Raw genomic sequence first — 25,190 nt, 5'->3', positions numbered from 1 at the left:
CTGCCTCCTCCCGCTGCCTACCCGTGGCGATGGCGGTGGTGGGCATCGCTCACGTGGGGATGGTCATGGTCGATCGGTTCATGCAGATGGTCGTGGGCATGCCAGTAGGGCCCCCGGGACCCCGGCGGCGGTAGATCCTCCAACCGGTGGTCGTGGGCGTGATGGGGATCGCCGCCGGCCGGGTCGTGCTGATGCCGGTGCGCATGCCGCAGGGCCGCGTGGCGGTGCCGGTGGGTGTGGTTCTCCTTGAGCAGCGCGCCCACTCCAACCATCATCAACAGTGCAGCGAGCGCCTGGTGGATGGTGAAGGCTTCGCGCAACACCAGCACCGAGAACACCACCCCCACGAACGGTGCGGTGGCGAACACCACCGCCTCGCGGGCCGCACCCAGCTCCCGGAGGGCCAGCAGATCGAGCCAGATCGAGAGCCCATAGCCCACGGCCCCGATCGCCAGGGTGGTCAGCAGCCCGGGCCCGGCGGGGAACCGCTGGCCGAGGCCCATGGCCAGCAACAGCATCGGCACCGAGGCACCGAGCGCCTTGAGCAGGGAGATCTGGAGGGGATTGCGCAGGCTCAGCCGTTGGCTGAGGTTGTTGTCGATCCCCCAGGCCAAGCAGGCCGCACCGATCAGCAATCCCCCCTGGACCGTCGTCCCGCCCAGCGATCCCTCCGAAAGAAACACGGCACCTGCCACGATCAGGGCCGCGGCGATCAACCCGTTGCGGCTGAGGTGCTCCCGGCCGATCAGCACCGCAATCAGCATCGTGAACACCGCCTCCAGATTCAGCAGCAGCGAGGCCGACCCGGCGGACAGCAAGGTGAGCCCCTGCACCAGGCACAGGGGGCCGACGATGCCCCCCAGCACCGTGAGCCCCACCAGGGGGGCCAGATCGCGCCGCTGCACCGGCGACTCCGCCTGCTGGCGTCCCACGGCGGCCCGCACCACCAGCAGCGCCAGGGCGGCTCCGGCGTAGAGCAGGGCCGCGATCATCAACGGCGAGGCTTCGCCGCTGATCACGCTGATCAACGGAGCGCTGAGCCCGAAGAACACAGCGGCCAGCAGGCCGGCGACCAGCCCCCGCCGCTGGGGGTTCGCCATGGCACTCGAGGCAGAACCTCGGATCATGGGATCAAGCCTCGCTCACAGCTGGCTTTTGGCGGGGAAGCAACCAGCCACCGAAACGGGCGTAAAGGGCCGGCAACACCAGCAAGGTGAGGATGGTGGAGGTGATCAAGCCACCGAGCACCACAATCGCCAGGGGTTGCAGGATCTCGTTGCCCGCTCCGAAGGCCAAGGCCAGCGGCAGCGTGCCCAGGGCCGAGGTGAGGGCCGTCATCAGGATCGCGTTGAGGCGCTGAAGGCTGCCAGCGCGGATCACCTCCTTGAGCTCCATCCCTTCCGCGTGGCGGCGGTTGTAGTTGTCCACCAGCAGCAGGCCGTTGCGGACCGCCACCCCGAACAGGGTGATGAACCCGATCAGGGAGGCCACGGAGAGCACCCCTCCGGTAAGCAAGATCGCCACCAAGCCACCGACCAGGGCCAGGGGCAGGTTGAGCAGGATGGCGATCGTGGCCGGAAGTGATTTCACGGACACGAACATCAACACGGCGATCACCACCATGGCCAAAAGGCTGTAGATCAACAGGTTGGCGGTGGCCCGCTCCTCCGATTCGAACTGACCGCCGTAGCGGATCAGATAGCCACTTGGCAGTTTGATCTTGCTGTCGATGGTCTTCTGGATGTCGCCGACGACCGTTCCAAGCGCCCGGCCGCTGACGTTGGTGGACACCACGATCAAGCGGGAGACATCCTCCCGATTCACAACATTGGCGCCCAGGCCGTAGTCGATGCGGGCCAGGCTTCCCAGCGGCAGCATGGTGCCGGCGGGGGTGGCGATCGGAACCGCCCCCAGGGCATCGAGGCTGTTGCGGGATCGTTCAGGCAGCATCACCACCACATCGGTGCGATCGGTGCCGTCGCTCACCACCTGGCCCACGGTCTTGCCGTTGAGGGCGACCTCCACCGCATCGGCAAGCTGCTGCATCGACAGCCCGTTGGCCGTGGCGGCCTGGCGATCGAAGGCGATCTGCACCTGCTGGATCGGCAACTGGGGTTCGAGCTGCAGATCCACCACCCCCTGGATCGGCTCGATCGCATCACGCACCTGCTCACCGATCCTGCGCAGCTCCACCAGATCAGGCCCGTAGATCTTGATCGCGATCGCGCTGCGAACCCCCGAGAGCACCTCATCCATGCGGTGGGAGATGAAGCCGCCAATGTTCGGGGCCACCCCGGGCAACTTCAGGAAGGCCTCTCGTAGCTGGGCGATGGCAGCAGGGCGATCCTTCATCGCCTGATCACTCAACTCCACATCCACATGGGCCAGGTTGACGCCTGCTCCATCGGCATCTCCAGGGGCCCGCCCGGCGCGGATCTGCACCCACTCGAACAGGGGGCTGGCCATCAGGGTTTTGGAGAGGGCCAGGCCGGCGCGGTTGGTCATCTCCAGCGCCACGCCGGGGTAGAGCACCATCGAGTTCACCAGGGATTTCTCGCGGAACTCCGGCAGAAACACCCGCCCGAGGCTGGGCAGGATGGCGCAGGCCACCACCACGAGCGCCAACGCTGCGGCCAGCACCCGTTTGGGGGAGATCAGCGCCATCTCCAGCAGGGGCCGGTAGCTCCGCTCCGCCCAGGTGGCAATCCAGGTGTTCTCGGCGGGGAGACGCGTGTTGGCCAGCAGGATCGCGCAGAGCGCTGGCGTGAGCGTGAGCGCCACCAGGCTGGAGGCCGCGATCGAGAACAGGTAGGCAAGGCCCATCGGCGCGAAGATCCGCCCTTCCACCCCCGTGAGGCTGAAGATCGGCGCGAAGACCACCACGATGATCAGGGAGGAGAGGAGCACCGGTTGGCGCACCTCCACCGACGCTTCGAACACCACCTGCAGCGGATTCCTGGGATGGGCGACCACCTGGTTCTGGCGCAGCCCCGTGTAGACGTTCTCCATGTCGACGATGGCGTCGTCGACCACCGAGCCGATGGCGACCACCAGACCACCGAGGGTCATGGTGTTGATCTCCAGCCCAAAGGCGCTCATCAGCATCAGGCCGATCACCAGCGACAGAGGGATGGCACTGAGGGTGATCACGGCGGTGCGCCAGTTCATCAGAAACAGCACCATCACCACCGAGACGATCACGATCCCTTCGATCAAGGAAGCGCTGACGTTCTTGATCGCTGTGTCAATGAAATTGGCCTGCCGGAAGGTGCGCTTCACCTGGATGTCGCTCGGCAGGCTCTTGCTGAGGGCGGCGATCCGCTCCTCCACCTCACGGGTGACTCTGGGGGTGTCGATGTCGGGCTGTTTGTTGATCATCAGCACCACCGCGGGCTTGCCGTTGAAGCTGCCATCGCCGCGCTTGAGGGCGCTGGCCAGCCGCACCTCGGCGACATCACCGAGCCGGAGCGATTGCCCTTTGCTGCCTGTCACCACAGAATCGGCAAGATCCTCGCTGCTGCTCGCCTGGCCGCTGGCGCGGATCAGCTTCTCCTGCCCGCCGGCGATCAGAAAGCCGCCGGGGGCGTTGGCACTGGCGGCAGCGGCCGCCTCGGCCACGGCCTGCAGCGACACATTGCGGGCCTGAAGTTGCTGGGGGTCGATCTGGATCTGCTGCTGGGCCTCCTCACCGCCGTAGAGGGTCACTTGGGAGACACCGGGCACCGCCAGAATCTGGTTGTTGAAGGTGGTGGCGACGATCCGGCGCAGCTCCATCGCTGAGGTTGGTCCGCCGCCCTTCAGCGTGAAGGCGTACTGCAGGATTGTGCCCAGCGGCGACACGAGCGGCGAGATCGCTGGGGCGCTGGCATTGGCAGGCAGCTCAGCCTCAATCTGCTGCAGTCGTTCCGCCACCGATTGACGGGCCCGGTTGATGTCGGCGTTCTGATTAAAGACCACCTGCACCATCGAGAGCCCCACTTTGGAGGAGGAGCGCACGGTTTCCACTCCCGGCAGCCCGTTGACGGCTGACTCGATCGGCACGGTGATGCGTTGTTCCACCTCTTCTGGTGCCAGGCCATCAGCGGTGGTCTGCACATCCACCTGGGGAGGGGCGAACTGGGGAAAGACATCCAGGGGCATCCGGCTGATGATCGACAGACCCCAGAGGGTGATCAGGATGGCGGCAACAACAACCAGCCAGCGCTTGGCGATGGACGTGCGCAACGTCTGATTGAGAAGGCGTTCGAACATGGGATCGGGAGGTGGGGATGCAAAGGGCGAAGGGGTCGGAGGTCAGTTCTTCTTGCCCATGCGTGAGGCCACGAGCACCCCGCCCACCACAAGCACCGCAGCGCCGGCACCGATCACAAGGGAGTTGAGGCCGCCTGCTTCACCTGAAGCGGCGGCCACTGGGGTTGCCGGTTCCGGTGTGGATCCTTCTCCGCTGGGTGCGGCGGCGCTCTGGCTCTTCTTCGATTCGGCGTAGAGCGAGAGGGCCCCCTGGGTCACCACGTTGTCCCCGGGCGAGATGCTGCCGTCGGTGATTTCGATCTGATCGCCCTGGCTGGCCCCGGTCTGGAGGAAGACCGGGTCGTACGTGGCGCCGCTCTTCACGAACGCCAGGGGCTTGCCGTCCGCATCCACCACCGCCGCCACCGGAATGGTGACCACACCACCGGCTTCAGCGGCGGGGGCGGTGGTGATGCCCAGCAGGGAATCGATCTCCGCGCTGGCCTTCACCTGGCGCACATTCCCTTTCTGCTGAAACTCATCGCCATGGCCCACGTGGGCCATGGCGGGGCTGAGGCCACCGAGGGCCAGGGTTCCGAGGCTGAAGCTGGTGGCCAAAAGAAAGGCGCGCATGCTGCTGCTGCCGCAAGGGCAGAACAAGGACCCGCAGAGGATGCCGCAGGGGGGATGAAAAACAGGTGAAACCGCCTGCGCTGCCTAGGATCAGCCCCATTCGCACCCCTGGCCCAGGCCCATGCCCCTGCGCATCCTGTTGGTGGAGGACGAAGCGGAGCTGGCCGGGGCGATTCAGGCGGTGCTCAGGGCCGAGCAGCATGTCGTCGATCACGTGGCGGAGGGCCTGGGGGCCTGGAGCCTGCTGCGCAGCGAGCTGGCCACCTACAACCTGCTGATCGTCGATTGGATGCTGCCGGGTCTTTCAGGCCCGGAACTCTGCCGTCGGGTGCGCGGGGCCGGTCTGTCCCTGCCGGTGCTGATGCTTACGGCGCTGGCCGACACCAGCCACCGGGTGCAAGGGCTTGATGCCGGCGCCGACGACTACCTGAGCAAGCCGTTCGCCATGGAGGAACTGCTGGCGAGGATCCGGGCACTGCAGCGCCGGCAGCCCAACTATCGCGATCCTGTCCTAAGCGCTGGTCCCTATCTGCTGGATCCAGCGGAGGGATGTCTCACCATTCAGGAGGCGAAGGGGAGCACCAGGGTCACACTGTCCGCCAAGGAACTGCAGCTGATGGCCTATTTCATGGAGCATCCGCGGGAGATCATCCCAGGAGCGCGGCTGCGGTCCCAGCTCTGGTCGCTGGATGAGGATCCGATCAGCAATGTGGTGGCGGCCCAGGTGCGTCTGCTGCGGCGCAAGATCGCCAGTTACGGGCTGGCCTGTCCGATTGCCACGGTCCCATCAAAGGGTTATCGCTTTGATCCGGAGCCTGAGGAAGAGCAATAGAACGGCTCGCCATGGCCAGGCCTGGTCCCCTGTCCCGCAGCCGCCTGCGGCTGGCGGCTGTCTACCTGCTGGTGATCGGGGTGATTCTCTATGGCGCTGGCCTTGGGATGTTTGGCCTGTTGATGCGCTCCAACTGGTCGGCCCTCGAGCGCGAGGTGGAAACCCTGGCCGGAACCTTGCATGACAGCCTCAAGCCGTTGCTGCCGGCGGAAGCCAAGCCTTCTCCCCAGCTGGCCGCGGTGCTGCCTGGCCTTTGTCTGGTGGGATCCCCCTGTCAGCCAGCCCCCTCACTGGTCCCTCGCCATGCCGTGAGCATCACGGACCCGGAGCGGTTCTACCTGCGCCTGCTGGATCCCCGTGGTGTGCTGATCGCCCACTCCCCGGGATCGCCAAAGGTCAAGGCTGAACGCCCCGGCCCCGCCTGGACGGTGGTGGCTGCGCCGGGAGGCGAACGCTTCCTGCAGTATTCGATCCACCTGCACCATTCCCACACGCCAGCGCACCCTGGCGCGAATGCGCAGGAGCTGGATTGGGGGTATCTGCAAATCGGACGCAGCTTGAGCGGGCTCGACGCAGAGCGGCAACGGCTCTGGTGGGCCACCCAGACGATTGTTGTGCTCGCCCTGCTGGTGGCGGGCCTGGCCAGCTGGTGGCTGTCGGGTCTGGCGATGCGGCCACTGCTGGCGGCGTACCGGCAGCAGGAGCAGTTCACCGCCGATGCAGCCCACGAACTGCGTGCACCTCTGGCCAACCTGCTGGCTGTGGTGGAGGCCCACAAGACGCAACTGTCAGCTGACCCCCTCGCTGGGGAGCGCGCGCTGGCGGTGGTCTACGGGCAGGGTCAGCGGCTGAGCCGCTTGATCAGTGACCTGCTGCTGCTGGCCCGACTGGATGGTCCCGAGGCCGGAGCAGGCCTGCAGTCCTGCTCCTTGACACAGATCGCGCGCGATCTGCTGGAGGAGACCAGCGAGGGGGCGTCGATTGCCGAGGTGCAGCTCCGCCTGCAGGGTGGTGATGACGATCTCAACGTGTTGGGCGTGGAATCAGAGCTCTATCGGCTCGTATCCAACTTGCTCTTGAACGCGATTCAGTACACACCGTCAGGAGGGGAGGTGGTGCTGAGCCTGAAGCGCGAGGGAAGTCATGGGCTGCTGGAGGTGCAGGACAGCGGCATCGGCATCACTCCGGCCGATCAACAACGCATCTTCGATCGCTTCTTCCGCAGTGATCCCGGTCGTTCCCGCCGACAGGGCGGCACCGGCCTTGGCCTCTCGATCGTGGCGGCGATCGTGCGTCGCCACCGGGGGGCGATCACGGTGCGCTCGGATGGGCACTCCGGCAGCCGTTTCACGGTGACCCTGCCTCTGGCCGCGAACTCCCCCGGGTTGCCTGTCCCCCGCTGATCGCCCGCCTGCTCAGAACGGTGGGCTGGCGGGCGTCCCCCTGCGGCGACCCAGCAGCAGTCCCAGGCCGGAGCCGATGACGAACAGGGTGAGCAGCGCCAGGATCGAGGAGTACCAGGGCTGCAGATTGAGAAGGCCGAAGTTGCCCGTGTGCAGCTTCATCAGCCAGAAGGCCTCGATCCCCTGGGCCGAGAGGGCGCCGTAGAGCGAGCCGGAGAGCGCAGTGAGCAGCAGTGGCAGGGCGGCCAGGGGCACCAGGCTGCGGTGCACCCGACGTAGCAGGGGAAGGCGGCTCACTCGTTCTGAAGCGCCTTGTGCAGTTGCTGTTCATTGGCACAGGGCATCCACAAGGAGCCCATCGCAAAAGTTCCTTTGCACTTGAGCTCAGCAGCGCGCTGCTCCGCCTCCTGCTTTGTTTTGAACATGCCCTTCATGTGCGCGGCGGCGGGCGGAGTGATGAAGAGCGGGGAGAAGGTCGTCGCTGCAAGGGCAGCCAGCAGTGCCCACCGGCAGGGCTGCTGGAGGGGACTGGTGGGGTGCGGGATCATCGGGTACTCGCGGCGATGCTGAGAGCAAGAATCAGAGCTGGGAGGGTCAAAGAACGGGGGCGTTGGGGTCACTTCTCCTTGGAGACGGCCCTCTCATAGACATCGAAGTTCTGGCAGGGCATCCACTCCTTGCCCATCGCAAAGGCGCCGCTGCACTTGAGTTCCTTGGCTCGCTGCTCTGCAGCGGCCTTGCTCGGGAACATGTCGTAGGCCTGGGCGCGGGCGGCGCTGGGTGCCAGGGCAACACCTGCCGAGAGGAGGAGAGCCAGAGCGATGGGGTTCACGGAATTCCGGTGGAGAGAGAAAGGACTGACCCCCACCTTAGAGTCTCCCCGTAGGTGGAGAGTCAAGCCCCGTGGCAGCCGTCGGCATGAAGATCGTGGCCCTGGCTGGCCGCAGTTGCATGCCGGTCAAGACCCTCCGCTACTACGAGGACTTGGGCCTGCTGCCGGCGATCGGCCGCAGCGAAGGCGGTTACCGCCTGTTCGCCGACCAGAGCCTGCAGCGCCTGGAGTTCATGCGCCGGCTCAAGACCCGCGGGCTCAGCCTGGAGGTGATCCAGGGCTGCCTGGCCGTGCACGATGCCGGCGCCCTGCCCTGCAGCGACATCGCCATCCAGTTGGGACGTCAGATCGAGCGCCTAAGCCGGTACCGAGCGAGTCGACCGATCCAATGAAGCAATGACCCGCAGCCGCGGCCAACTTTTCACAGCGTCTCCATGCTGAGCAGAGGCAGATGCGATGGAGAAGAGTTGATGAAGAGGCACCGACTCGTAACCGGCCGCTTCCATCCGATGGCGTTCCGATGGGCCGTGGTGTTCCGATGCACTGCCACAGCAGGGCTGGGGGCGTTCGTTCTGATGCTGGGAGTTCCAGCGTTTTCCCAGCCCCCAGCGCCATCCAGCTCACCGGGGCCAGGGCCGGGAGCAGGGATGGGAGGTCCGGGGGGGATGGGCCGGATGGGTGCCCAGTCGATGGATCAACACTTCATCGTGATGATGATTCCTCACCACGACGGCGCGATCGCCATGGCCGATCTTGCCCTCAGCCGTGCCACCCGTCCCGAAATCAAAGAGCTGGCCCGGAGCATCAAGAACAGCCAGACGAGCGAGAACGCTCAGATGCGTGCCTGGTACCGGCAGTGGTTCGGCCAACCCGTGCCCAACTGGAACCAAGGCACAGGCCTGGGCAGGACCGGGGGCGCAGGTGGCGGCATGGGGATGGGGCAGATGGGCGGGGGCACGGATCTCACTGCCCTGAGCAAAGCCACGGACTTTGATCGTGCCTTCATCGAGCAGATGATTCCCCACCACCAGATGGGCGTGCGAATGGCCACGATGGCCCAGGCCAACAGTCAGCACCAGGAGCTGCGCCTGCTGCAGCAGGCCATGGTGAAGGCCCAGAGCCAGGAGATTGAGCAGATGAGGCAGTGGTACAGGCGTTACTATGACTCACCCTGACTCCCCCAGTGAGAGTGAGGGCAGTGTTCAGCCAGCGGGCTGAGCCTTCACGGTGATGGTCATATGGCCGTCGCTGTCGCGTTGCAGGGCGTAGAGCTGTTGCTGCATCAGCCCCTGCAGTTGCTGCACGGCTTGTTGCTCCTGGCGGCTGGGGTGGCGTACGGCTGAATGGAGCAGCCGCAGGCCCAGACCGGCGCTGCCGATCACCCCCAGAGGGCCCATCACCACGGCCAGGCCTGGCACCAGCATCAGCGCCACCGCCAGCACCACCGACATCGGCAGGGCGCCTGCCGCCACCAGGCCGCTGTTCTGCAGGATCTGCAGCAGCCGCTCCTGACGCGCCGCTGCGCTGCCGTTGATCAGTTGATCGCGGTGCACCAGCAGTTGATCCACGGCGGCGATCGCCGCTGAATAGGCGCCTGCCTCGACGGCATTGCCGAGGGTGCGCTGCCAGAACTCCGGCGTCTGAGCTGCGGCGATCAGACCATCGAGATGGTTGTCGCCGCTGGCGCGAAGGCGCTCCAGCCCGGTCATGTTGGCGCTGCCCCGGGCGATGTTGACCGTGCCGTCTTCCCAGATGGCATTAGCGGCCTCCGCCGCCCGGTGGGGCGCATTGGCCTGGCTCTCCAGGTGAGACCAGTGCTTGCCGAGGGCATCACCGCCTTTGAGGAACGCGTCAACGGCAGCGGTACCGTAGTGCTCCAGTTCGCCTGGCAACCTGGCCAGCAGATCCGCCGCTGCCACGCCGTGATTGGTGGTGGCGGAGCTGATCCGGCTGATCAGCTGGGGATCGACGGCGATGTTGTGGAGCTCACTCAATGACGCAGCAACCGCGCCGCTCGCCATGGCCAGCACCTCGCTGCTGCGAGACAGGCCATGACGCAGCTTCTCGGTGGCGGCGGCACCGGCGGCCAGTCCCGCCTGGGTGAAGGTGGAAAGATCGGCCATCGCCCGGCATCGATTGACCTTCATTTTCACTGGTGTTTTCCTCTGCTGGGGCCAACGGCCTGTCGTTTCCTTCCCTGTGGTTCACGAGCATGATCTGGCGCACGATTCGGCCGGGATGGCCTCACCGTTGCCTGCAATCCATCCCCTGCAGGCCTGACCATTCCGCCGGAACCGATGCCTAGGCTTCCCCTCAGCACCCCAGCTTGAGCGCTGCCTGCCTCCAGGCTTCAGGAACAGCATCCGCGCACGTCCGTGACGCCGACCCTCCAGGCGGCTGCCCTGACGCCACTGTTGCGGCTGCGCTGCGCGGGCCGGGGCTGCATTCCGTTGTCGGCCGGGGTCCGTTTCTGTGGGGGTGGCATCGAAATCCTGATCCTGCTGGCGCTGGTGGGTTGGCCGCTGCTGCACGCTGCGGTGCAGTCCGAACCCCGCGCCCGCTTGCCGGCGCCGCTGCCCCTGCCGCCGCCCGGCAGCTATGCGGTGCTGGTCGCCGACTGGGGGCTGCACTCCGCGATCGTGGTGGAGCAGCCACCGGGCTGGCGGCTTGGCCCTCCCGGCGCTGAGGCGGCTCCCTTCCTGGAGATCGCTTGGGGTGACCGGCGCTACTACGCCGCCGGCGATCGCCGCCCCCAGGCGGTGGCGGCCGCTCTGTTCCTGCCCACTGAGGCGGCGCTGTTCCTCGCTGGCCACCCCGATCCGCCGCTGCTGAAGGGAGCCGTCCGCGTGCATGAGCGCCGGGTGGATGCCCCCACCCTGCACGCCCTGCTCACCAGCCTGGAGCGTTCGCTCCCCCGCCGTCCCGCCGGCGGCCGGCCCGATCCCCTGCCGTTGCCCGCGGGCCGCACCGCCCGTTTCCTCCCCGCCCACGGCGCCTACCTCTGGACGCGCAACTGCAACTGGTGGACGCTGCAGCGGCTCAGCGACGCCGGCCTCGCCGCCCCGCCACTGGGCGTGCTGTTCAGCCGCCAGGTGCCGGCGCATCTGCAGGGCTTTCAGCAGCGTTGAGCACCAGCACCAGCAGGCCGGGCTTACTGGAATCCGAGACCACAGGGCTGTGGGTCAATCATTGCTGTGATGCCCAACGGCTCACGAGGGCAAGGTGATGGGATGGCTACTTGTTGGTGATCAAGGAGCTATCCCAATGCTGAAGGCATCACAAGAGCTGGAGCATTCGATCCAGACCAGCCTGCGGCAACGGCCTAGCCACGGATCACCCCAGCCCGCCCAGACGGATCAAGGCGCCCACCACCACGAAGGCGATCGCCAGGGCGGTGATGGCGCGGATGTGCCAGGCCAGGCCGTTGAGATTGTCATCGTTGAGGGTGGGGATCAGCTGCAGCCGGGCGTGCAGGGCCAGGGCGGCCGTACCGGCCAGCAGCAGCAGTTTCACCCCCACCAGCATTCCGATCGGGTTCGCCGGGTTGAGCAGCCCGCGGAAGCCGGGCAGGTAGATCCAGCCCATCCAGGCGCCGGTGACCACCTGAATGGCCAGAGCGCTGAGCCCCAGCGGCTCGAACGTGTCCTCAAACGCGCGGATCTGTGCTGCCTCCCGCTCCCGCAGCGCCTTGGGCAGCACCCCCAGATCCAGCACCAGATGGCCACCGGTCCAGACCGTGGCCGCCAGGGCATGAACGATCACGAGCAGCGGAAAGGGCGACACGGCAGCTCCACAAGGCTGCTCCCACGATGAAGGCGTTCCGGCACAGGCGGCCATGGCGCAACCCGGGCGGTGGCGATGCAGCAGTTCTTGGGGATGCACAACGCTGCCGACAGATGAACCGCCCTGCCGAGAACGCGACCCCCCGGCCGCCGATCACCGCCTACCTGTGATTGCAACGCTTAGGAGGCTGCTGGCCAACGTTTTGGGCCTTCCATCGCAGCCCCGTGAGGCTCAACAGGGCTCAACAGAGAGACAATTCCTGCCCTCTCTCGCCTAGCGGTAGACATTTCAGGGCGCAGTCAGCCACCGGTTCAAGCCTTCCAGGCACCTGTTCAGTCGTGATCGCTGCGGGCCATCCGGACAGAGACGTAGTCACCGTCCGCTCCAGCCTCCAGGCGGAAGACGCCAAGGCGAGTCATTGCCTTGGGGGTGTCTTCTGGCAGCAAGGACGCGAGGCTCTGACCAGGGCTGGAGGCGGGCCCTGGAGCCGGCAGGGGGAAGCCGAAAAAACGATGCAGCTGCTCCACCGTGGTGGCAGCGTTGAAGCTGAGCGAGAGATCCGCCGGCGGTGAGGGTGGCTCCGGCTGGGGATCGAACAGCCGATCGATCAGGGGTTGCAGCCGGGTGCGCAGGGCCACGAACACGTGATCGCCCGGCTCCAGCGGCGTGGAGCCCCGTGGCATCACCACCTGCTTGCCCCGCAGGATCAACGTGACCAGCACGCCATCGGGCAGGGCCAGATCGCGCAGGTGCTGGCCGGCCACCTGGGCGCCGGGTTTCACGGTGTAATCCACGATCTCGCCATCGACATGGCGCAAGGCGTGGATCTCCACCGACAGGGCCGGTGCCGGATCCGCCGGGCGGCCGATGCGCAGCCAGCGCGCCACCAACGGCAACGACCAGCCCTGGGTGATCGCCGAGATCAGCACCACAAAAAACACCGCATTGAAGATCAGCTGGCTCTGGGGAACTCCGGCCAGCAGCGGAAAGGTGGCCAGGGTGATCGGCACCGCCCCCTTCAGGCCCACCCAGGAAAGAAAGGTGAGCTCGCGCCGTCGAAAACGGAACGGCAGCAGGGACACCACCACCGCCACGGGTCGCGCCAACAGGATCAGCACCAGGGCGATCAGCAGCCCCTCGCCGGCAACGGCCAGCAGCCGACTGGGAAAGCTGAGCAGGCCGAGCATCACGAACAGCACGATCTGGCCCAGCCAGGCCAGCGCATCGTGAAAGGAGAAGATGCCGCGCCGGAACACGATCGAACTGTTGCCGAGCACGATGCCGGCGACGTACACCGCCAGAAAGCCGCTGCCCCCCAGCACCGCCGCCAACCCGAAGGCCACCAGCCCAAAGGCCAGTGCCAGCAGCGGATAGAGGCCCGGGTAATGGAGATGGATCCGGTTCACCGCCCAGGCCGCCAGCCGGCCCACGGCGATGCCCACCAGGCTGCCCACGCCGAACTGGCTGAAAAACAACCCCACCAGACCCTGGAAGGAATCGCTGCTGCCGGTGATCAGGCTGATCAGCCCAACGGTGAGGAAGATGGCCATCGGGTCGTTCGACCCGCTTTCCACTTCAAGGGTGTCGGTGAGGCGCTCTGGCAACTTCAGCCCGCTGGTGCGCAGCACCGAAAACACCGCCGCCGCATCCGTGGAGCCGACGATGCTGCCCAGCAGCAGCCCCTGCAGCAATGGCAGTTGCAGCACCCAGGCGGCTGTCAGGCCCGTGAGCAGCGAGGTGATCAGCACCCCCACGGTGGAGAGCGCCAACGCCTGGCGCCAGACGGATCGCACCGCGCTCAGGGACGTGCGCAGGCCGCCGTCGAACAGGATCAAAGCCAGCGCCGCGCTGCCGGCGTTGCTGGCCAGGGCGTAGTCCTCGAAGGGGATGCGCCCGAGGCCCTCCGAACCCGCCAGCATGCCCACGCCGAGAAACAGCACCAGCACCGGCACACCGAGGCGGGCGGAGAATTTGCTGGAGCCGATGCCCACCAGCAGCAGCACGCCCACCAGCAGCATGGAGACGTTGATCACGCGCTGATCTCCTGCAACAGCGGCATGGGTCGCTGACGGTCCAGATGCATGGCCGAGCCCTGGGCGAGGTGATGGAGGAGGGGATGGGGGGATGGACGCACCTGTCCCTCGTGTTTACCCACCAGCTTGCTCAAACCCCAGCTGGGCGGGCCACTGCCAGGGGAACCCTCCAGGCCGATGAGGCACCTGCGCTCCCCCACACCTTCGTCACCACACCTTCGTCAATGGAGAGCACCTCAATGCAGACCGCTGAGCGGCTGCCGCCGATCCCAGGCCCTCGTCCAACCCGGGTCCAGCCCAGGTCCAGCGCCGCCTTACGCAACCACAACCGCATGGACGAGCTACCAGGCGTGAGCCGTCAGGCTTCTCGGCAGCACTGCCCGGTTCCCTCCGCAAGGGTCTGGAGCGGGACGCCATCGACGAGGCGCTGACACATCAGGCGCTGCAGGCTGATTGGGGAGCTACCAGCGATCGGTGTGAGGTCATGGCAGGGGTAGTGGCGCCCCGCCCTGGTGGTCTCACCCCTGTTGGCTGCAGTACGAATTGGTGGGTGTCGTCAGCCCCCGGCTGCAATGGGTTCCGATCGTTGGCTTTCGATCGCTCGAAAAGGTGACGGTCTGGTCACCCACCCGTGGATTCTGCGCACAAAAAATGGTGCTGAGATGGGGAGCAGATGTGCGCCCATTTCTGCAACAAGGGTGTCTGGTGGTGATCCAGAAAGTGAATGGAGCCAAGCGGACTCGAACCGCTGACCCCCTGCATGCCATGCAGGGCAATCGGGTTTTCTGAAGCCGTTGACACGTCTATGGAAATACTAGCTATAGCAATGGGTCTGGACACTTTTCGTGCTGATTTGACGCAGGGTGTCATGACACGCTTTACACTGTTTTGCACACGTTTTTGCACACTCCCAGGTGCCCGCCACCAGCCGCCAGCCCAAATGGGTGGGCACCCTCAGGGACGCCCTCAAGAATGAACATGGGCAAGGTTGGAGCGTGGCTCCTTCCCACGGGCGGGTGCGGCTCACCCGCCGTGACCAGGACGGCGCCCGCACGACTCTCACCCTTCCGATCACGTGGCGGGGGGACTGCGTCTCTGCCGTGATCACCACCGTCTCAGTATTACGGGAGCGGATGGTAGAGCGGGGTATCGGCCTTACTGCTGCAGCTGAACTGCTGGCAACCGCACCCACAGTTGGCCCGGTGAACTGGCCTGCCCTGGTGGCAGAGCACCTTCAGGCCCGCAGTGATCTGCGATCAACCACCCGCCGGGATCTGGAGACGCGCCTGGAGCGGTTGCTGGTCACCCTTGCCACCCGCCCGACCCCACGGGATGGCCCCGAGCTGCTGCGGGCTTACGCCCGTCAACATTTTGACCGCTGCCCATCGGGAGGCCAGGGCAGGAAGCGTCAGATTCTCGACTGCGCCCGCTTCCTGCGGTGGGCGGTGGAGCGCAGGGGAGCGCCGGTCTGTTGGCTGCCGCCACCCCCTGACCACCTGGCAGAACTGATCGGGGTGAGCGCCACGCATACTGAACCCACCATCCCGATCAGCCCCGAGGCCCTGGCAGGGTTGCTCGATCACCTGGAGGCCAGCCGCCCGGAGCTGTGGCTATCGGTGGCGCTGGTGGGTTGCTACGGGCTGCGGCCCGCCGAGTTGGGGGTGCTCCACCCAAGGGACGGGCGTTTGTATGTAGGCACCGTGAAGCGCAACAGGGCAACGGCGCAGACCTCAAAGCCCGACCGGCTGGCCCTTCCGCTGGAACTGGAGGGGCGCGACGATGGTGCCCGCGCCCTGGCGCTGCTGGAGCCGGGGCTGCTGGAGCTGCCGAGGGCGATCCGCACCGCCATCAACACCGGGGAGCACAAGGCCGTGGGCGATGCCTTCCGGCAACTGCTCGACCGGCTGCCCTACTGGCAGGCCCTGGTGGGTCGGTGCCTCGGCTTGACCCCTTACGGGTTGCGGCATGGCTTCGCCTGGCGTGGTGCCCACCGGCAACCACAGATCCCGTTGCGCGACCTAGCAGCCGTGATGGGTCACAGCCCCGCCACCCACCTGCGGCACTACGGGCGGTGGACTGCTGAAGCCGATCTGATCGCCAGCTTCGCCACACCACCAGTTGTGGGGGGGAGTTGACACTGCGCAGCACCACAGGTAGGGTTTTTTCAAGTTGCGAGCCCTTAGGGGCCAGGGTGTCGGGCCTCACCTCCGGCTCCCGCCAGGGCAGGAAACCTGCCTCAAGGAAGCGGGCTTAACCAACCCGCCCCACGGTGATTTTGGCTGGATCCCCTTGTTCGGGGGGCCTGCTGCGACCGGGGCAACGCGAACCAACCCATAACCCCCTCTTTCACATGAAAGGAGCAGCAACGGGGCTGGTGCGGTATCGCGGGCGCTTGATGAGCCGTGGCATGGTCACGCTTACCAAGTGGACCCTCAGCACCACAAAAGCCCGAAAGTACGCCCCTAAAGGCGTGGATCCCAGCACCATCGGCCCTAAATGGTGGGCGGACAATCCCTATAGGAAATCCCGCGTTTGGGCATCTCTTGGCCAAGCCCCGGAGTCGATGACGGCAATGCTCGCCAAAAGCAAAGCTAGAACCGAGGAGCTTCTGCGGGATCTGGATGCTCTGCAGCAGCAGGCTCTGGATGTTCTGCAGCGGGCTCTGGATGCTCGGCAGGAGCCCTGAGCGATGTCCACCATCAATTCCCGCCCTATCCGGGCGCAGTGGAATGAAGCGTCTTGTCTCAGTGCCAGAGAGTGGATTCCAACCACGTCAGCTGCTCGTGCCCTTGGCGTGAGCCCCCGCACTCTCAAGCGTTACGGGCATCCTGATTCGGGTTTCCTGATTCCTGGAGTGCATTGGGCCGCTGGTCCCTTCGCCAACTCACCAAGCACCTGGGATGTGGCTGCCTGTCGAGCAGTTCTTCATCACCGTGGCATCCAAGCCCGTAAGGAGATCCGGCCCGAGCTGCGCCTGAAGGTAGCGCAATGAAAAACCCCGCGAGCCCTTGCCCGGGCGAGCGGGGAGAACACAACATAGTCTCCGCTCACGTAATCCCAGGCGACCGTGAGCTTGTCGCCGAGCTGGCGCAATCCGCTATTGGTCCTGAGCATCGGGCAATTCTTCATTACCGCAGGGTGAGGCGGGAAGAGGCTCAGCAGTTGAAGGGCTACAGCCCCGCCCGCTGGGACGTTGAAGCCTGCCCTGGTGATCGGCTGCCCGTTGTCATCAGCGCGGGGGCTGGCGCATGAAAAACCCCACACTCCCCGGCAGGGGAGAGCGGAGCGAAGCAAACGAAACCATTCCCCACCTTTTGGCCACCGCTGTGGCCTGGCCTTCGGTTCGTAGCCACGTCGCAATCCTGCGCGGTTCCCATCGGCCCGATGCCCTGGTGCATCTGACCCTGTTTCCTCCGAAGGCCCAGCCCGGAGAGATGAGGGCCAGGAACCGCTACTACCTTGCCACGGTTGGGCAGATTCTCGGATCAGACCCGGCCCTGGTGGGGCGAGTGTTCGGCGCTGCGTCGAGCTTCATCGTTGCCACCGGGGGGAAGTCGCTGCACGTCTACTTCCGCCTGGCTGAGCCTATTACCCCCGAGCGGTTCACCGAGTTCCAGAGGCTGGTGATCGCCGCCTACCGGCACCTGGCCCCGGAGTATTCGATCTACGCCAGCCTGGCGAAGCCAGCGCAGGTGCTGCTGCTGGCCGGGGGAGTCCACCCCCGCACGGGAAACCTGGCAACGATCCGCTCCGCTAGCGGCACCACCGTCGACCCGGGTGCACTTGAGGCCGCCCTGACCGCTGAGAAGGCCCTATGGACTGAGGTGGCGTGATGGTCAGCTCAGAGAAGGACGCATGGGTGCGGCTGGGACTGCTGGGGGCCATCCCGAGCGACTCCCCTTACAGCCCCGCAACCGCCCGAGAGGGGGCCTATACAACCCAGCTCAAGGGCTGGCTCAAGGATCACGACCTGCTGGACAGCAACAAGGCGAAGGATCAGCCCGTCACCCTGGCGCCTGAACAAAAGCTTGCGGGCCTAGAGGTTATTGCCGCTGATCTGCTGACCGGCAAGGCCCCCTACGCCCAGCGTCTCCCTCTGCTGCGGGCCTCCGCTGAGGGTATGGGGATCACCGTTCGGGATCAGGAGCTTGAAGCCCTCCTACGGGCCGCACGGCGCCGACGGGCGAACGGTGGGGAACCGGACCTGCTGAGCCCAGGTGATCGACTGAACCTCACGCCCGAGAAATGGGCTTGGGATGGCCTGATCCTTCGCGGCACGTTCAACCTCCTGATCGCCCTGCCCAAGGTCGGGAAAACGTCCCTGGCCCTCGCCTGGCTGGACGCCTGGTATCGGAACGAACCGACCTTCCTTGACCGCACCCTCCATGGCCCCTGCCCGCCCGTTCTGATCGTTGGCACTGATCAAGGCCCCGCCGACTGGGGCCGGATGTTGCAGGAGATCGGATGGGTGGATGCTGCCGGCACGATCGGCGGCCCCTTGTTGGGTCTCGCTCACGCCGGGAAGCCTCTGCATCTCGACGGAGAGGGGATCGACAGGATTGCCGAGATCGCACAGAAGCACCCAGGGCTGATCGTGTTGATCGACTCGCTCTCTGCCTGCATCGCCCCCCTGGGGTTGAAAGAGGAAAGCCCCCAGGTAGTTGATCCGATCCTCGACCTGATGGAACAGGTCGCGCCTCACGGCGCCACCGTCGTAGTGATCCACCACGCCAGCAAGGGCCGGGCCGGGGAAGGTGCCGCAGCCGCCAGCCGGGGAAGCACTGCCCTCCCGGCTGCCGCGTCACAGATCCTGAAGCTTGCGCCGGCCTCGGCGAACGAATCCGACCCACGGCGGCTACTGACGACCCAGGGAAGGGGCGGCCCCACCCAGGCCCTGGTGATTCAGCGCGAGGGGATCTCCTGGGGCCTTCTGGGTGGTGCTGAAATCCTCGAACAGGAGCAGTCACACGCCGACGCAGAAGGGAAGCTGACCGATCGCCAGTTCGAGGTGCTCCGCGAGGTGCGCGACCGCTGGGAGGACCTGCTGGAGAAGACCACCGCCGCCGCCCTGGTGGAGGCCTTAGGGCTCGAAGGGAAGTACCCAGAGCAGGTGGCACGGAAGACCCTGGCGGCACTGGAGAAGAAGGGGCTGCTGCAATCGTTCTCCCGGATCAGGCCTGGCCTGGGCGGTCGCCTGTACGAGTTCTGGCCGACGGACCCGCTTGGAGGATCGCGCACGTGCGCGGGGGGCTTGCCAGAAACGTTGTCTTTTGGGCCTGTTGGGTCTGTTGGCCCCCTCTCGCATGAGGACCCAGAGCAGAACAACACCATTACTTCCCTTGCAGCAGAGCCAAAAGACCCAAAAGACCCAAAAGGCCAACAGACCAAGCCCCCCCGCGCACGAGGGACCCAAAAGACCGGTCTGTTGGCCCTTCCGGATCAGGCCGCCGCATGAGCCCGTTCGCCCCGCCCAACCCGTCGCAGCCTTCGAGCGGGTGGCAGCTGTGATCGGCTCCGTCGCCGGCCCTTTGCACCCGATCGCCTGCGCTTCACCTTGGGGCTGAAGTTCCCCTACGGATGAATCCCGTAAGGAAGAAAAAGCCCCGATCCACCGGAGACAGGCCCGCCACCCCCTCAGCTGCTCCCATCGCCGCCTGATCACCCGCCAGGGCTCCGCCGACGACTGAACAGCCCCAGCTATGCCTGGTTAGCCCACAGCGGGGCGAAAAGCATACACGTGGGGGAGGTGTAGCAATGGATTTGCCGGTCGACGGTTTAGCCACAATTTAAGCCGCAGATTTCCCTGCTGCCGTAGCTTCTTAAGCACGCACCAAAAATCATTACTTCGTTCGAGAATCTGCATCCGATGGCTGCTCTAGCCTTGCCGGGAAGCACATCAAACCCCGAATTGATTGAGCGGATCCGGGTAGGGGATCCCCGGTTTTCCTACCTTCCTGATCCTTGTCTGGCCGATGGGCTGGAAAGGCAGCTGCCGCGCCTCTGAAAGGCTCAGTAGATGATCCGCTCAGGCGGGGGCGGGCGGTAGGTGACATTGCCACTGCTGCCCCCTGGCTGATGTGATCCGCGTTCTTGATTGAGGAGAGCAGGTACGCCCGCCTGTTGCTGGCCGCCTACCTGGCCAGCCAGCGCCACCGCTGACAACCCAGCTTCACTCTGCGCCATTATTGGAGGCGTGAAGCACACCCTCACCACCACTGCTGCCGCCGCCGCTGCGTTACCCCTGGCCGCTGGGCCTGGGTTGGCTCAATCGTCGGACTGGAAAACGGTCCGGGATAGTTATCTGGGGCAATATCGGAACCTCCTGATGCAGAGCTGCTCTAATGGCAGAAAGGTCAACTCCGTTGGGCAGAGCTTTTGGGACCCGGATTTTGTTGCCGGGGTACAGGCAAAAATGAGAGCCCAAGGTTATAGCCAGGCTGCCATACAAGCAACGGATGCAGGGCAAGCCGCTGCTATGGCCCTGGTCTGCCCGAGTGTTTGGTAGCCGCCCCCCTGCCATCTCCACAGGTACACATGGGCACTTGAGCCCTCCCGCTGAGACTGCCCCACCGCCCCTCCTGGGATCTGCCCTGCTGGGCATGTCTCATCGCCTGGTGATCGAGGTCCTCGGCGGCAACCGCAGGAAGCTGCGCAAGGTTGAGCTGCAGGCTGCTGTTATGGCGTGACCAACCCCGCCAGAGCTGGGAATCCTGGGGGCATACGCCCTGCTCCCCCATGGCCCGCCGTCGCATCCGCGCCTGCAGCATCCCCAGCACCATTCCCACCCCCTGCCAGACGGACCCCACCTTCCTGGCCCTGCTCCGCGCCGCACTGCTGGACCTGAAGCGGGAGCAGTTTGAGCGGACCTTCGAGACCGCTTTCGGGGGATCAAGCCTCCCCCACCGGAGGGAGCGAAGCGAAGCCATCCACTCCCCCAACTGATCGAGGTGCCCTCTAGGGCGATTTACGGCAACATCAGGTGATGACCCGCGACACGCCCGCCCGCGACGATCGCTTCACCAGTCCACCGGCCTTTGGATCGGGCACTGGCCGCGAGCCACTCCCCGGTGAGCCACGGCCCGGAGAACCGGACTTCCTGCGACGGTTCTGCGCGTTTCATGGCATCCCATACATCCAACAGGGCGAGGAACCTTGACCCGCAACCGAGCGACCGGTGGCACCCTTGAGCAGCGCACCGCCGAGGTGGTGCTGCTGCTGGTGACAGGAAGCACCCGCCGGGATGTTCTCGATCACGCAGCCACGACCTGGTCCCTGTCCCCCAGGCAGACTGATCGCCTGCTGGCTAAGGCCCGCGCACAAATCCGCGCCGACTGGAACATCGAGCGGCCTGATTTCACCGCCGAGTTGCTCTCCCAGCTCAGCACCCTCCAGCTCGAATCATTCGAGAAGGGCAACCTTCGGGTGGCACTGAACTGCATCAACGCCAAGGCGCGGCTGGCGGGGCTGGTCTGAGTCCTCAGCGAAGCCGTTTTATGGGCGGTGCCAAAACCCCGCCCCACGATCGCCCCGGCGCTGCTGGAGGGGTGAGCTTCAGCCCTCGTGGCGCTGGTCAGCCGCGGCCCCTGAGCCGTCAGAGTCCTCCGCGGACTCCGCGGACGATGACCGGGAGCAGCTGGAGACCTTGGCCCTGCAGCTGTAGGCCCTAGGCGATGCCGTGGCGCTTGGCGCCCCCCTCACGGACTCGGCAGGTGCGCCTACTGCTGGGTGCCCGCCCTGGGGGTGATCGCGTCACCCGCTCCGGGACCGAGGCCCGGAAGCTGGGCTACAACCTGTGGCAGCTGAGCCGCGCCGAGGAGAAGGGCTGATCGGTGCCCGAACCGGCTCCCAGCTCTGCCCGCCTGGTGGAGCTGCGCGCCCAGCTGGAGGTGGTCGGCGTCGAGCTTCGGGGGCTGGTGCCGGGGAGCCTGGAGCAGCTGGAAACCGCATGGCGGGAGCAGCTGGGCGGAACCGGCCCATCGGGAACCGGCCAACCCGTCGCAGCTTTCGAGCGGGTGGCAGCTGTGATCGGCTCCGTCTCCCCCAACCGGGGGATTCCGCTTCCACCGCCTGGGAGATCTTGGGGTTCATAACCCCAAGGTTGGGGGGCTGACCGCCCTGATTTCTTCGTTGATTTCTATAGATATGATGCGCAGAATCGAATGTTTGACATAATAGGGATGAGCCCCTTGGCAGTTGTCAAAGCCGTCTAACCGAGTGCTGGTGATCTTTCTTATCGGTCTAGGCGTAATTGCTACTGCAATCCTTATGATAGGTGAAGTGGTGGTGCGAACAAGTGGAGGGGCATCACCGCAAGCCACTGAAAGCAAGGCAACACCGCCCAGCCCAGCCCCTGCAGCGAAACTAGCTAATCCAGATAGTCAACTATATCAGCGTGAAATCGAATATGTTACTGCGCGACTTAGAATTGCCATGGATGGTGCCGAAGAATTTCGCAAACTAGGGGCCATCGATCAAGCGGTGAAGACTTTAGAAAAGACCCACTCACTGCCATCGACCACGTGTCTTGAGGCCGAGCGTGATCGTGGTACTCCCTTTTACCCGGCGTTGGCTACATGTAAGGCTGCGGCGGGGCAATAGTTAGTCTTTCCTCCAGGCGCCGACCCAATCGCCTTGCCAGCGGCCTCAGCGACCGCCCTTTTAAGTGCGCAAAAACATTGGCCCACCCCGCCAACAGCAGAGCACCCGACCCCCAGGCCCGTGGTGGTGACCCTGTAGGCGGCTGGAATGTCCATCGCTGCCCGCCGGCCCAGCTTGGAGCTGGGGTGCCCGTCAGTGCCGCCAGCCACTGCCAGCAGTGACAGCCAACACAGCCCCGGATCTGACTCTGGCCGACTGCTGCGACCGCTGTGGGGTGGCGAGCCGGAACAGCGTCAAGGCCCGCGCCTCTGCCCTGGGGGTGGAGCTGGTGCAGGAATCGAGTACCTGGAAGGTCTGGCCCGCTGAGTTCGTTCCCCTGGGTGATGGGCTGGCGGAGCACCTGAAAGCAAAGGGGGCCACGCTCGCCAACTTCCCCGGATCAGTGCCGGCAGCGGCTGACGGCAGTGACGGGGGGTGACGGCCTATCAGTGCTGCCACCGGCTGCCAGCAGTGGCAGGGGCAAGCGGTCGGCACTGACGGCACCCGCTGCAAGCTGTGACACCCTCACCGCCCTGGCAGCCCTGGCCGTTGCCTTCCAGCCGAAGACCCCAGCCGATCCCCTGGTCGTCGCCCTTGGTCTGGCTGAGGCCGCTGAGCTGTGCGCCTGGCTGAGCACCGCCGAGCTGGCGTCCCAGCTGGGGGTGGCGGCTGGAACGCCCCGCAATTGGGAGCCCCGCCACAGCCCTCGGCCTGGCTTCGAACTGGAGCGCCGAAAGGATGGCGCCTCGGTCTGGTGGAAGGTGGCCCGGCAGTGATGGCATCCACTGACGGCAGTGATACCCTCGCTGATTTTATGGTCCTAGATCAGGTCGTGAACGACGAAATGCGACTAGATTTATTCTAACATTACATGAACATGCTAAACTTGAGAGGCGACAATCAATTTCAAACAAATGGCCTTCGACCCTGTATATGCACGCGAAAAGCTTTATACGGCTGCAAGCATCCTGATGCTGCCTGATGGCAAGCAGTATGACCAGGCATTAAGCAGTGCATTCTTCGAGATTAGTCTCGCGCTTGTTGGCATAGATCCAGAGAAAATAAAAGCAAGCCTCGATGACTCCGATGCTGAGCTGCTGCAAACCATCGTTGATACATTGGATACAACCGGCCTCACAGCGGTAGGGGATGAGGGTCTATATATACTAAAAGCGAGGTCGTTGAGTGAATTGCAGATTCACGATTTCTGCGAAGCAGTTTTAAGTTTAAGCATCTCGCTTGGACGATGATCTCAGCTGTATCCTCCTGACCCAGCTGGTGACTGTCGCAGGGAATCCCCCAGGGGTGCGCCCTGTGACTGATGGATGATGTCCCACTGGGCCGGCTGTGGCTGACCCTCCACGATGAACGCCAACACCGCCGCCTGATCGGTCGGCTTCGGCCCCGGTTGCTTGGAATGCCCCATCCCTGACGCCGGCTGTCACTGCTGCGAGGCCCCTTGCTGCGGGTGAGGCCTAGACCCATCACTGACAGCACCCACTGACGGCAGTGACGCCACGTAACCAACCGTCCCGCTGCCATCCGTACTAAGCACAACGTGCGTAGTCTCTTCGTACACAGGCCAGCTACGGGGCGCCTAAGCCATGGCCAAGTACGTCACCTACCAACGCCTGAGTCGGGAATCCCGTGGCGGTCGCAACTACGGCCTAGACGCCCAGCGCCGGGACCTGGATCTGTTTCTGGGCCAGCTCTGTCCCGAAGCGGACGGCTGCGCCGAGATCGCCAGCTATGTCGAGATCCAGAGCGGCGCCGACGATGACCGCCCCGAGCTGGCCAAGGCGATCGAGCACGCCAAGCGGGAAGGGGCCGAGCTGCTGGTGGCCAAGCTGGACCGCCTGAGCCGCCGCGTCTCGTTCATCGCCGGCCTGCTGGACGATCGCCGCCTGAGTTTCCGGGTGGCGAACATGCCCAACGCTGACAAGTTCCAGTTGCACATCTACGCCGCCCTGGCTGAACAGGAGAGGGAGTTCATCGGCGCCCGCACGAAGGCCGGACTTGCCGCTGCGAAGGCCCAGGGGAAGCGGCTGGGAGGGATCAGGCCCGGCACCATCACCCGCAACGATTCCGCCAAGGCGAAGGCCACCGCCGGCGCCGAGCAACTGCGCCCGCTGCTGGCTGCGCTCAAGGCCCAGGGGGCGAGCCTACGGACCATGGCCGAGGCCCTGGCCGGCGCCGGCACCACCACCCGCAACGGCAAGCCGCTGAGCGCCAGCACCGTCGCCTTGCAATTGCAGCGCCTGGGGCTGGCCTGAGCCACCTTGGCCTGAGCCCTTTTAAGGCGGTCATAAATCTGGCTCCTACTTGTGACTGGAGCACTCCCCGAAACGATCGCGTTGGAAAGCTGGAGCTGTAACTGCATTGTTCTTATGACGCATCCCATCGTTCCCATCGGCCACCTGGCCGACACCGCCGCCCCGCTCAAGATGCTGAACCTGCGGGTTCCGGCCCCGGTGCTGGAGCGGCTGGAGGCCAAGGCCGCATCGATCAACGGCAGCCGCGCAGCCCTGGCCCGCTATGCGTTGACCTTGGGCCTTGAGCGGCTGGAACAGCAGACCGCCGCAGGGGTTCGTTGACGCCTCTACCGGATGAGGATTGGCAGCGCAGCCGTCAACTAGAGATGGCGCAGCAGACCGCCCGCAATGGAGCACTTGGTTTTCGTGGCGTCATTCCTTCTCAATAGTGCAAACTTGCACACCTGCCAGGCCTCGGTTCGATTGGACACAGCCGAACCCCGTCAATTGACAGTGCATCCCAGTCCGTCCGGCTGGATTGGCGTTTTGCTTGTT

26 protein-coding genes are annotated in these 25,190 nt (G+C 65.3%); 17 read left to right on the top strand and 9 right to left on the bottom strand.

Annotated features, from left to right (window positions below):
* Nucleotides 1-17: 17 nt before the first annotated feature.
* From KQ303_RS10855 to KQ303_RS10845, 3 genes are read right to left on the bottom strand one after another with little or no spacing between them, the layout of a single operon-like run.
* The gene (locus KQ303_RS10855) at nt 18-1,100 is read right to left on the bottom strand and encodes a DMT family transporter (RefSeq protein WP_259730287.1); all 1,083 of its coding nucleotides are present in this window, start codon (nt 1,098-1,100) and stop codon (nt 18-20) included.
* Nucleotides 1,101-1,131: 31 nt separating this feature from the next.
* Entirely contained in the window at nt 1,132-4,251 is a 3,120-nt protein-coding gene (locus tag KQ303_RS10850; RefSeq protein ID WP_259730286.1) for an efflux RND transporter permease subunit, read from the bottom strand.
* 42 nt (nt 4,252-4,293) lie between these two features.
* Nucleotides 4,294-4,863 carry a hypothetical protein gene (locus KQ303_RS10845; RefSeq protein WP_259730285.1) on the bottom strand — a complete coding sequence of 190 codons (570 nt, stop codon included), beginning with the start codon at nt 4,861-4,863 and terminating at the stop codon, nt 4,294-4,296.
* A gap of 127 nt (nt 4,864-4,990) precedes the next feature.
* On the opposite strand from KQ303_RS10845, the gene rppA reads away from it, so the two are divergent.
* Together rppA and rppB are read left to right on the top strand one after the other, a co-directional pair.
* Nucleotides 4,991-5,695 (top strand): two-component system response regulator RppA, encoded by a 705-nt coding sequence (rppA, locus tag KQ303_RS10840; RefSeq protein WP_399233537.1) that lies wholly within the window; start codon nt 4,991-4,993, stop codon nt 5,693-5,695.
* Between the two features lie 11 nt (nt 5,696-5,706).
* Nucleotides 5,707-7,098, top strand: a complete 1,392-nt coding sequence (rppB, locus tag KQ303_RS10835; RefSeq protein WP_259730283.1) for a two-component system sensor histidine kinase RppB — start codon at nt 5,707-5,709, stop codon at nt 7,096-7,098.
* A gap of 12 nt (nt 7,099-7,110) precedes the next feature.
* Here rppB and KQ303_RS10830 read toward each other — a convergent pair whose 3' ends face one another.
* The 3 genes from KQ303_RS10830 to KQ303_RS10820 all read right to left on the bottom strand — a co-directional run bounded on the left by KQ303_RS10830 (nt 7,111) and on the right by KQ303_RS10820 (nt 7,930).
* Entirely contained in the window at nt 7,111-7,395 is a 285-nt protein-coding gene (locus KQ303_RS10830) for a hypothetical protein (protein WP_094510547.1), read from the bottom strand.
* Nucleotides 7,392-7,646: a DUF3721 domain-containing protein gene (locus KQ303_RS10825; protein ID WP_259730282.1), complete on the bottom strand. Its 255-nt coding sequence runs from the start codon at nt 7,644-7,646 to the stop codon at nt 7,392-7,394. Before KQ303_RS10825 ends, KQ303_RS10830 begins: the two co-directional genes overlap by 4 nt.
* A 68-nt stretch (nt 7,647-7,714) precedes the next feature.
* Nucleotides 7,715-7,930 carry a DUF3721 domain-containing protein gene (locus tag KQ303_RS10820; protein WP_259730281.1) on the bottom strand — a complete coding sequence of 72 codons (216 nt, stop codon included), beginning with the start codon at nt 7,928-7,930 and terminating at the stop codon, nt 7,715-7,717.
* 71 nt (nt 7,931-8,001) lie between these two features.
* Between KQ303_RS10820 and KQ303_RS10815 the strand changes: the two genes are divergently transcribed.
* Both KQ303_RS10815 and KQ303_RS10810 read left to right on the top strand, forming a co-directional pair.
* The gene (locus KQ303_RS10815; protein WP_259730280.1) at nt 8,002-8,322 is read left to right on the top strand and encodes a MerR family transcriptional regulator; all 321 of its coding nucleotides are present in this window, start codon (nt 8,002-8,004) and stop codon (nt 8,320-8,322) included.
* A gap of 282 nt (nt 8,323-8,604) precedes the next feature.
* Nucleotides 8,605-9,105, top strand: coding sequence for a DUF305 domain-containing protein (locus tag KQ303_RS10810; RefSeq protein WP_259730279.1), 501 nt, complete (start codon nt 8,605-8,607; stop codon nt 9,103-9,105).
* A 27-nt stretch (nt 9,106-9,132) separates the two neighbouring features.
* On the opposite strand, the gene KQ303_RS10805 is transcribed toward KQ303_RS10810, so the two are convergent.
* Entirely contained in the window at nt 9,133-10,053 is a 921-nt protein-coding gene (locus tag KQ303_RS10805; RefSeq protein ID WP_259730278.1) for a hypothetical protein, read from the bottom strand.
* 252 nt (nt 10,054-10,305) lie between these two features.
* Between KQ303_RS10805 and KQ303_RS10800 the strand changes: the two genes are divergently transcribed.
* On the top strand, nt 10,306-11,058 hold the full coding sequence (locus KQ303_RS10800) for a DUF2459 domain-containing protein (protein ID WP_259730277.1): 753 nt from the start codon (nt 10,306-10,308) through the stop codon (nt 11,056-11,058).
* A 205-nt stretch (nt 11,059-11,263) separates the two neighbouring features.
* Here KQ303_RS10800 and KQ303_RS10795 read toward each other — a convergent pair whose 3' ends face one another.
* Entirely contained in the window at nt 11,264-11,713 is a 450-nt protein-coding gene (locus tag KQ303_RS10795; RefSeq protein WP_233132936.1) for a CopD family protein, read from the bottom strand.
* A 332-nt stretch (nt 11,714-12,045) separates the two neighbouring features.
* Complete coding sequence (locus KQ303_RS10790) at nt 12,046-13,746, bottom strand: potassium/proton antiporter (RefSeq protein ID WP_259730276.1); 1,701 nt, start codon at nt 13,744-13,746, stop codon at nt 12,046-12,048.
* Nucleotides 13,747-14,660: 914 nt separating this feature from the next.
* Between KQ303_RS10790 and KQ303_RS10785 the strand changes: the two genes are divergently transcribed.
* The 12 genes from KQ303_RS10785 (at nt 14,661) to KQ303_RS10730 (ending at nt 24,977) form a co-directional block, all read left to right on the top strand.
* Entirely contained in the window at nt 14,661-15,881 is a 1,221-nt protein-coding gene (locus tag KQ303_RS10785; protein WP_259730275.1) for a site-specific integrase, read from the top strand.
* A gap of 272 nt (nt 15,882-16,153) precedes the next feature.
* A complete protein-coding gene (locus tag KQ303_RS10780; RefSeq protein WP_259730274.1) occupies nt 16,154-16,432 on the top strand; it encodes a hypothetical protein in 279 nt (92 codons plus the stop codon).
* A gap of 640 nt (nt 16,433-17,072) precedes the next feature.
* Nucleotides 17,073-17,579, top strand: coding sequence for a hypothetical protein (locus KQ303_RS10775; RefSeq protein ID WP_259730273.1), 507 nt, complete (start codon nt 17,073-17,075; stop codon nt 17,577-17,579).
* Nucleotides 17,579-19,201, top strand: a complete 1,623-nt coding sequence (locus tag KQ303_RS10770) for an AAA family ATPase (protein WP_259730272.1) — start codon at nt 17,579-17,581, stop codon at nt 19,199-19,201. The genes KQ303_RS10775 and KQ303_RS10770 overlap by 1 nt, the downstream gene beginning before the upstream one ends.
* Before the next feature lie 1,280 nt (nt 19,202-20,481).
* The gene (locus KQ303_RS10765) at nt 20,482-20,688 is read left to right on the top strand and encodes a hypothetical protein (protein ID WP_259730271.1); all 207 of its coding nucleotides are present in this window, start codon (nt 20,482-20,484) and stop codon (nt 20,686-20,688) included.
* Between the two features lie 210 nt (nt 20,689-20,898).
* Complete coding sequence (locus KQ303_RS10760) at nt 20,899-21,219, top strand: hypothetical protein (RefSeq protein ID WP_259730270.1); 321 nt, start codon at nt 20,899-20,901, stop codon at nt 21,217-21,219.
* Nucleotides 21,220-21,575: 356 nt separating this feature from the next.
* Entirely contained in the window at nt 21,576-21,836 is a 261-nt protein-coding gene (locus KQ303_RS10755; protein ID WP_259730269.1) for a hypothetical protein, read from the top strand.
* A 782-nt stretch (nt 21,837-22,618) separates the two neighbouring features.
* Nucleotides 22,619-22,822 carry a hypothetical protein gene (locus KQ303_RS10750; protein WP_259730268.1) on the top strand — a complete coding sequence of 68 codons (204 nt, stop codon included), beginning with the start codon at nt 22,619-22,621 and terminating at the stop codon, nt 22,820-22,822.
* Nucleotides 22,823-22,832: 10 nt separating this feature from the next.
* Nucleotides 22,833-23,159, top strand: a complete 327-nt coding sequence (locus tag KQ303_RS10745) for a hypothetical protein (RefSeq protein WP_259730267.1) — start codon at nt 22,833-22,835, stop codon at nt 23,157-23,159.
* 138 nt (nt 23,160-23,297) lie between these two features.
* Nucleotides 23,298-23,633, top strand: coding sequence for a hypothetical protein (locus tag KQ303_RS10740; protein WP_259730266.1), 336 nt, complete (start codon nt 23,298-23,300; stop codon nt 23,631-23,633).
* A gap of 354 nt (nt 23,634-23,987) precedes the next feature.
* Entirely contained in the window at nt 23,988-24,656 is a 669-nt protein-coding gene (locus tag KQ303_RS10735) for a recombinase family protein (RefSeq protein WP_259730265.1), read from the top strand.
* 114 nt (nt 24,657-24,770) lie between these two features.
* Nucleotides 24,771-24,977 carry a hypothetical protein gene (locus KQ303_RS10730; RefSeq protein WP_259730264.1) on the top strand — a complete coding sequence of 69 codons (207 nt, stop codon included), beginning with the start codon at nt 24,771-24,773 and terminating at the stop codon, nt 24,975-24,977.
* Nucleotides 24,978-25,190: the final 213 nt, after the last annotated feature.

This window comes from Synechococcus sp. CS-1333, assembly GCF_025128015.1.
Classification (GTDB): Bacteria; Cyanobacteriota; Cyanobacteriia; order PCC-6307; family Cyanobiaceae; genus MW101C3.
This window is presented reverse-complemented; position numbering and strand designations above follow the sequence as displayed.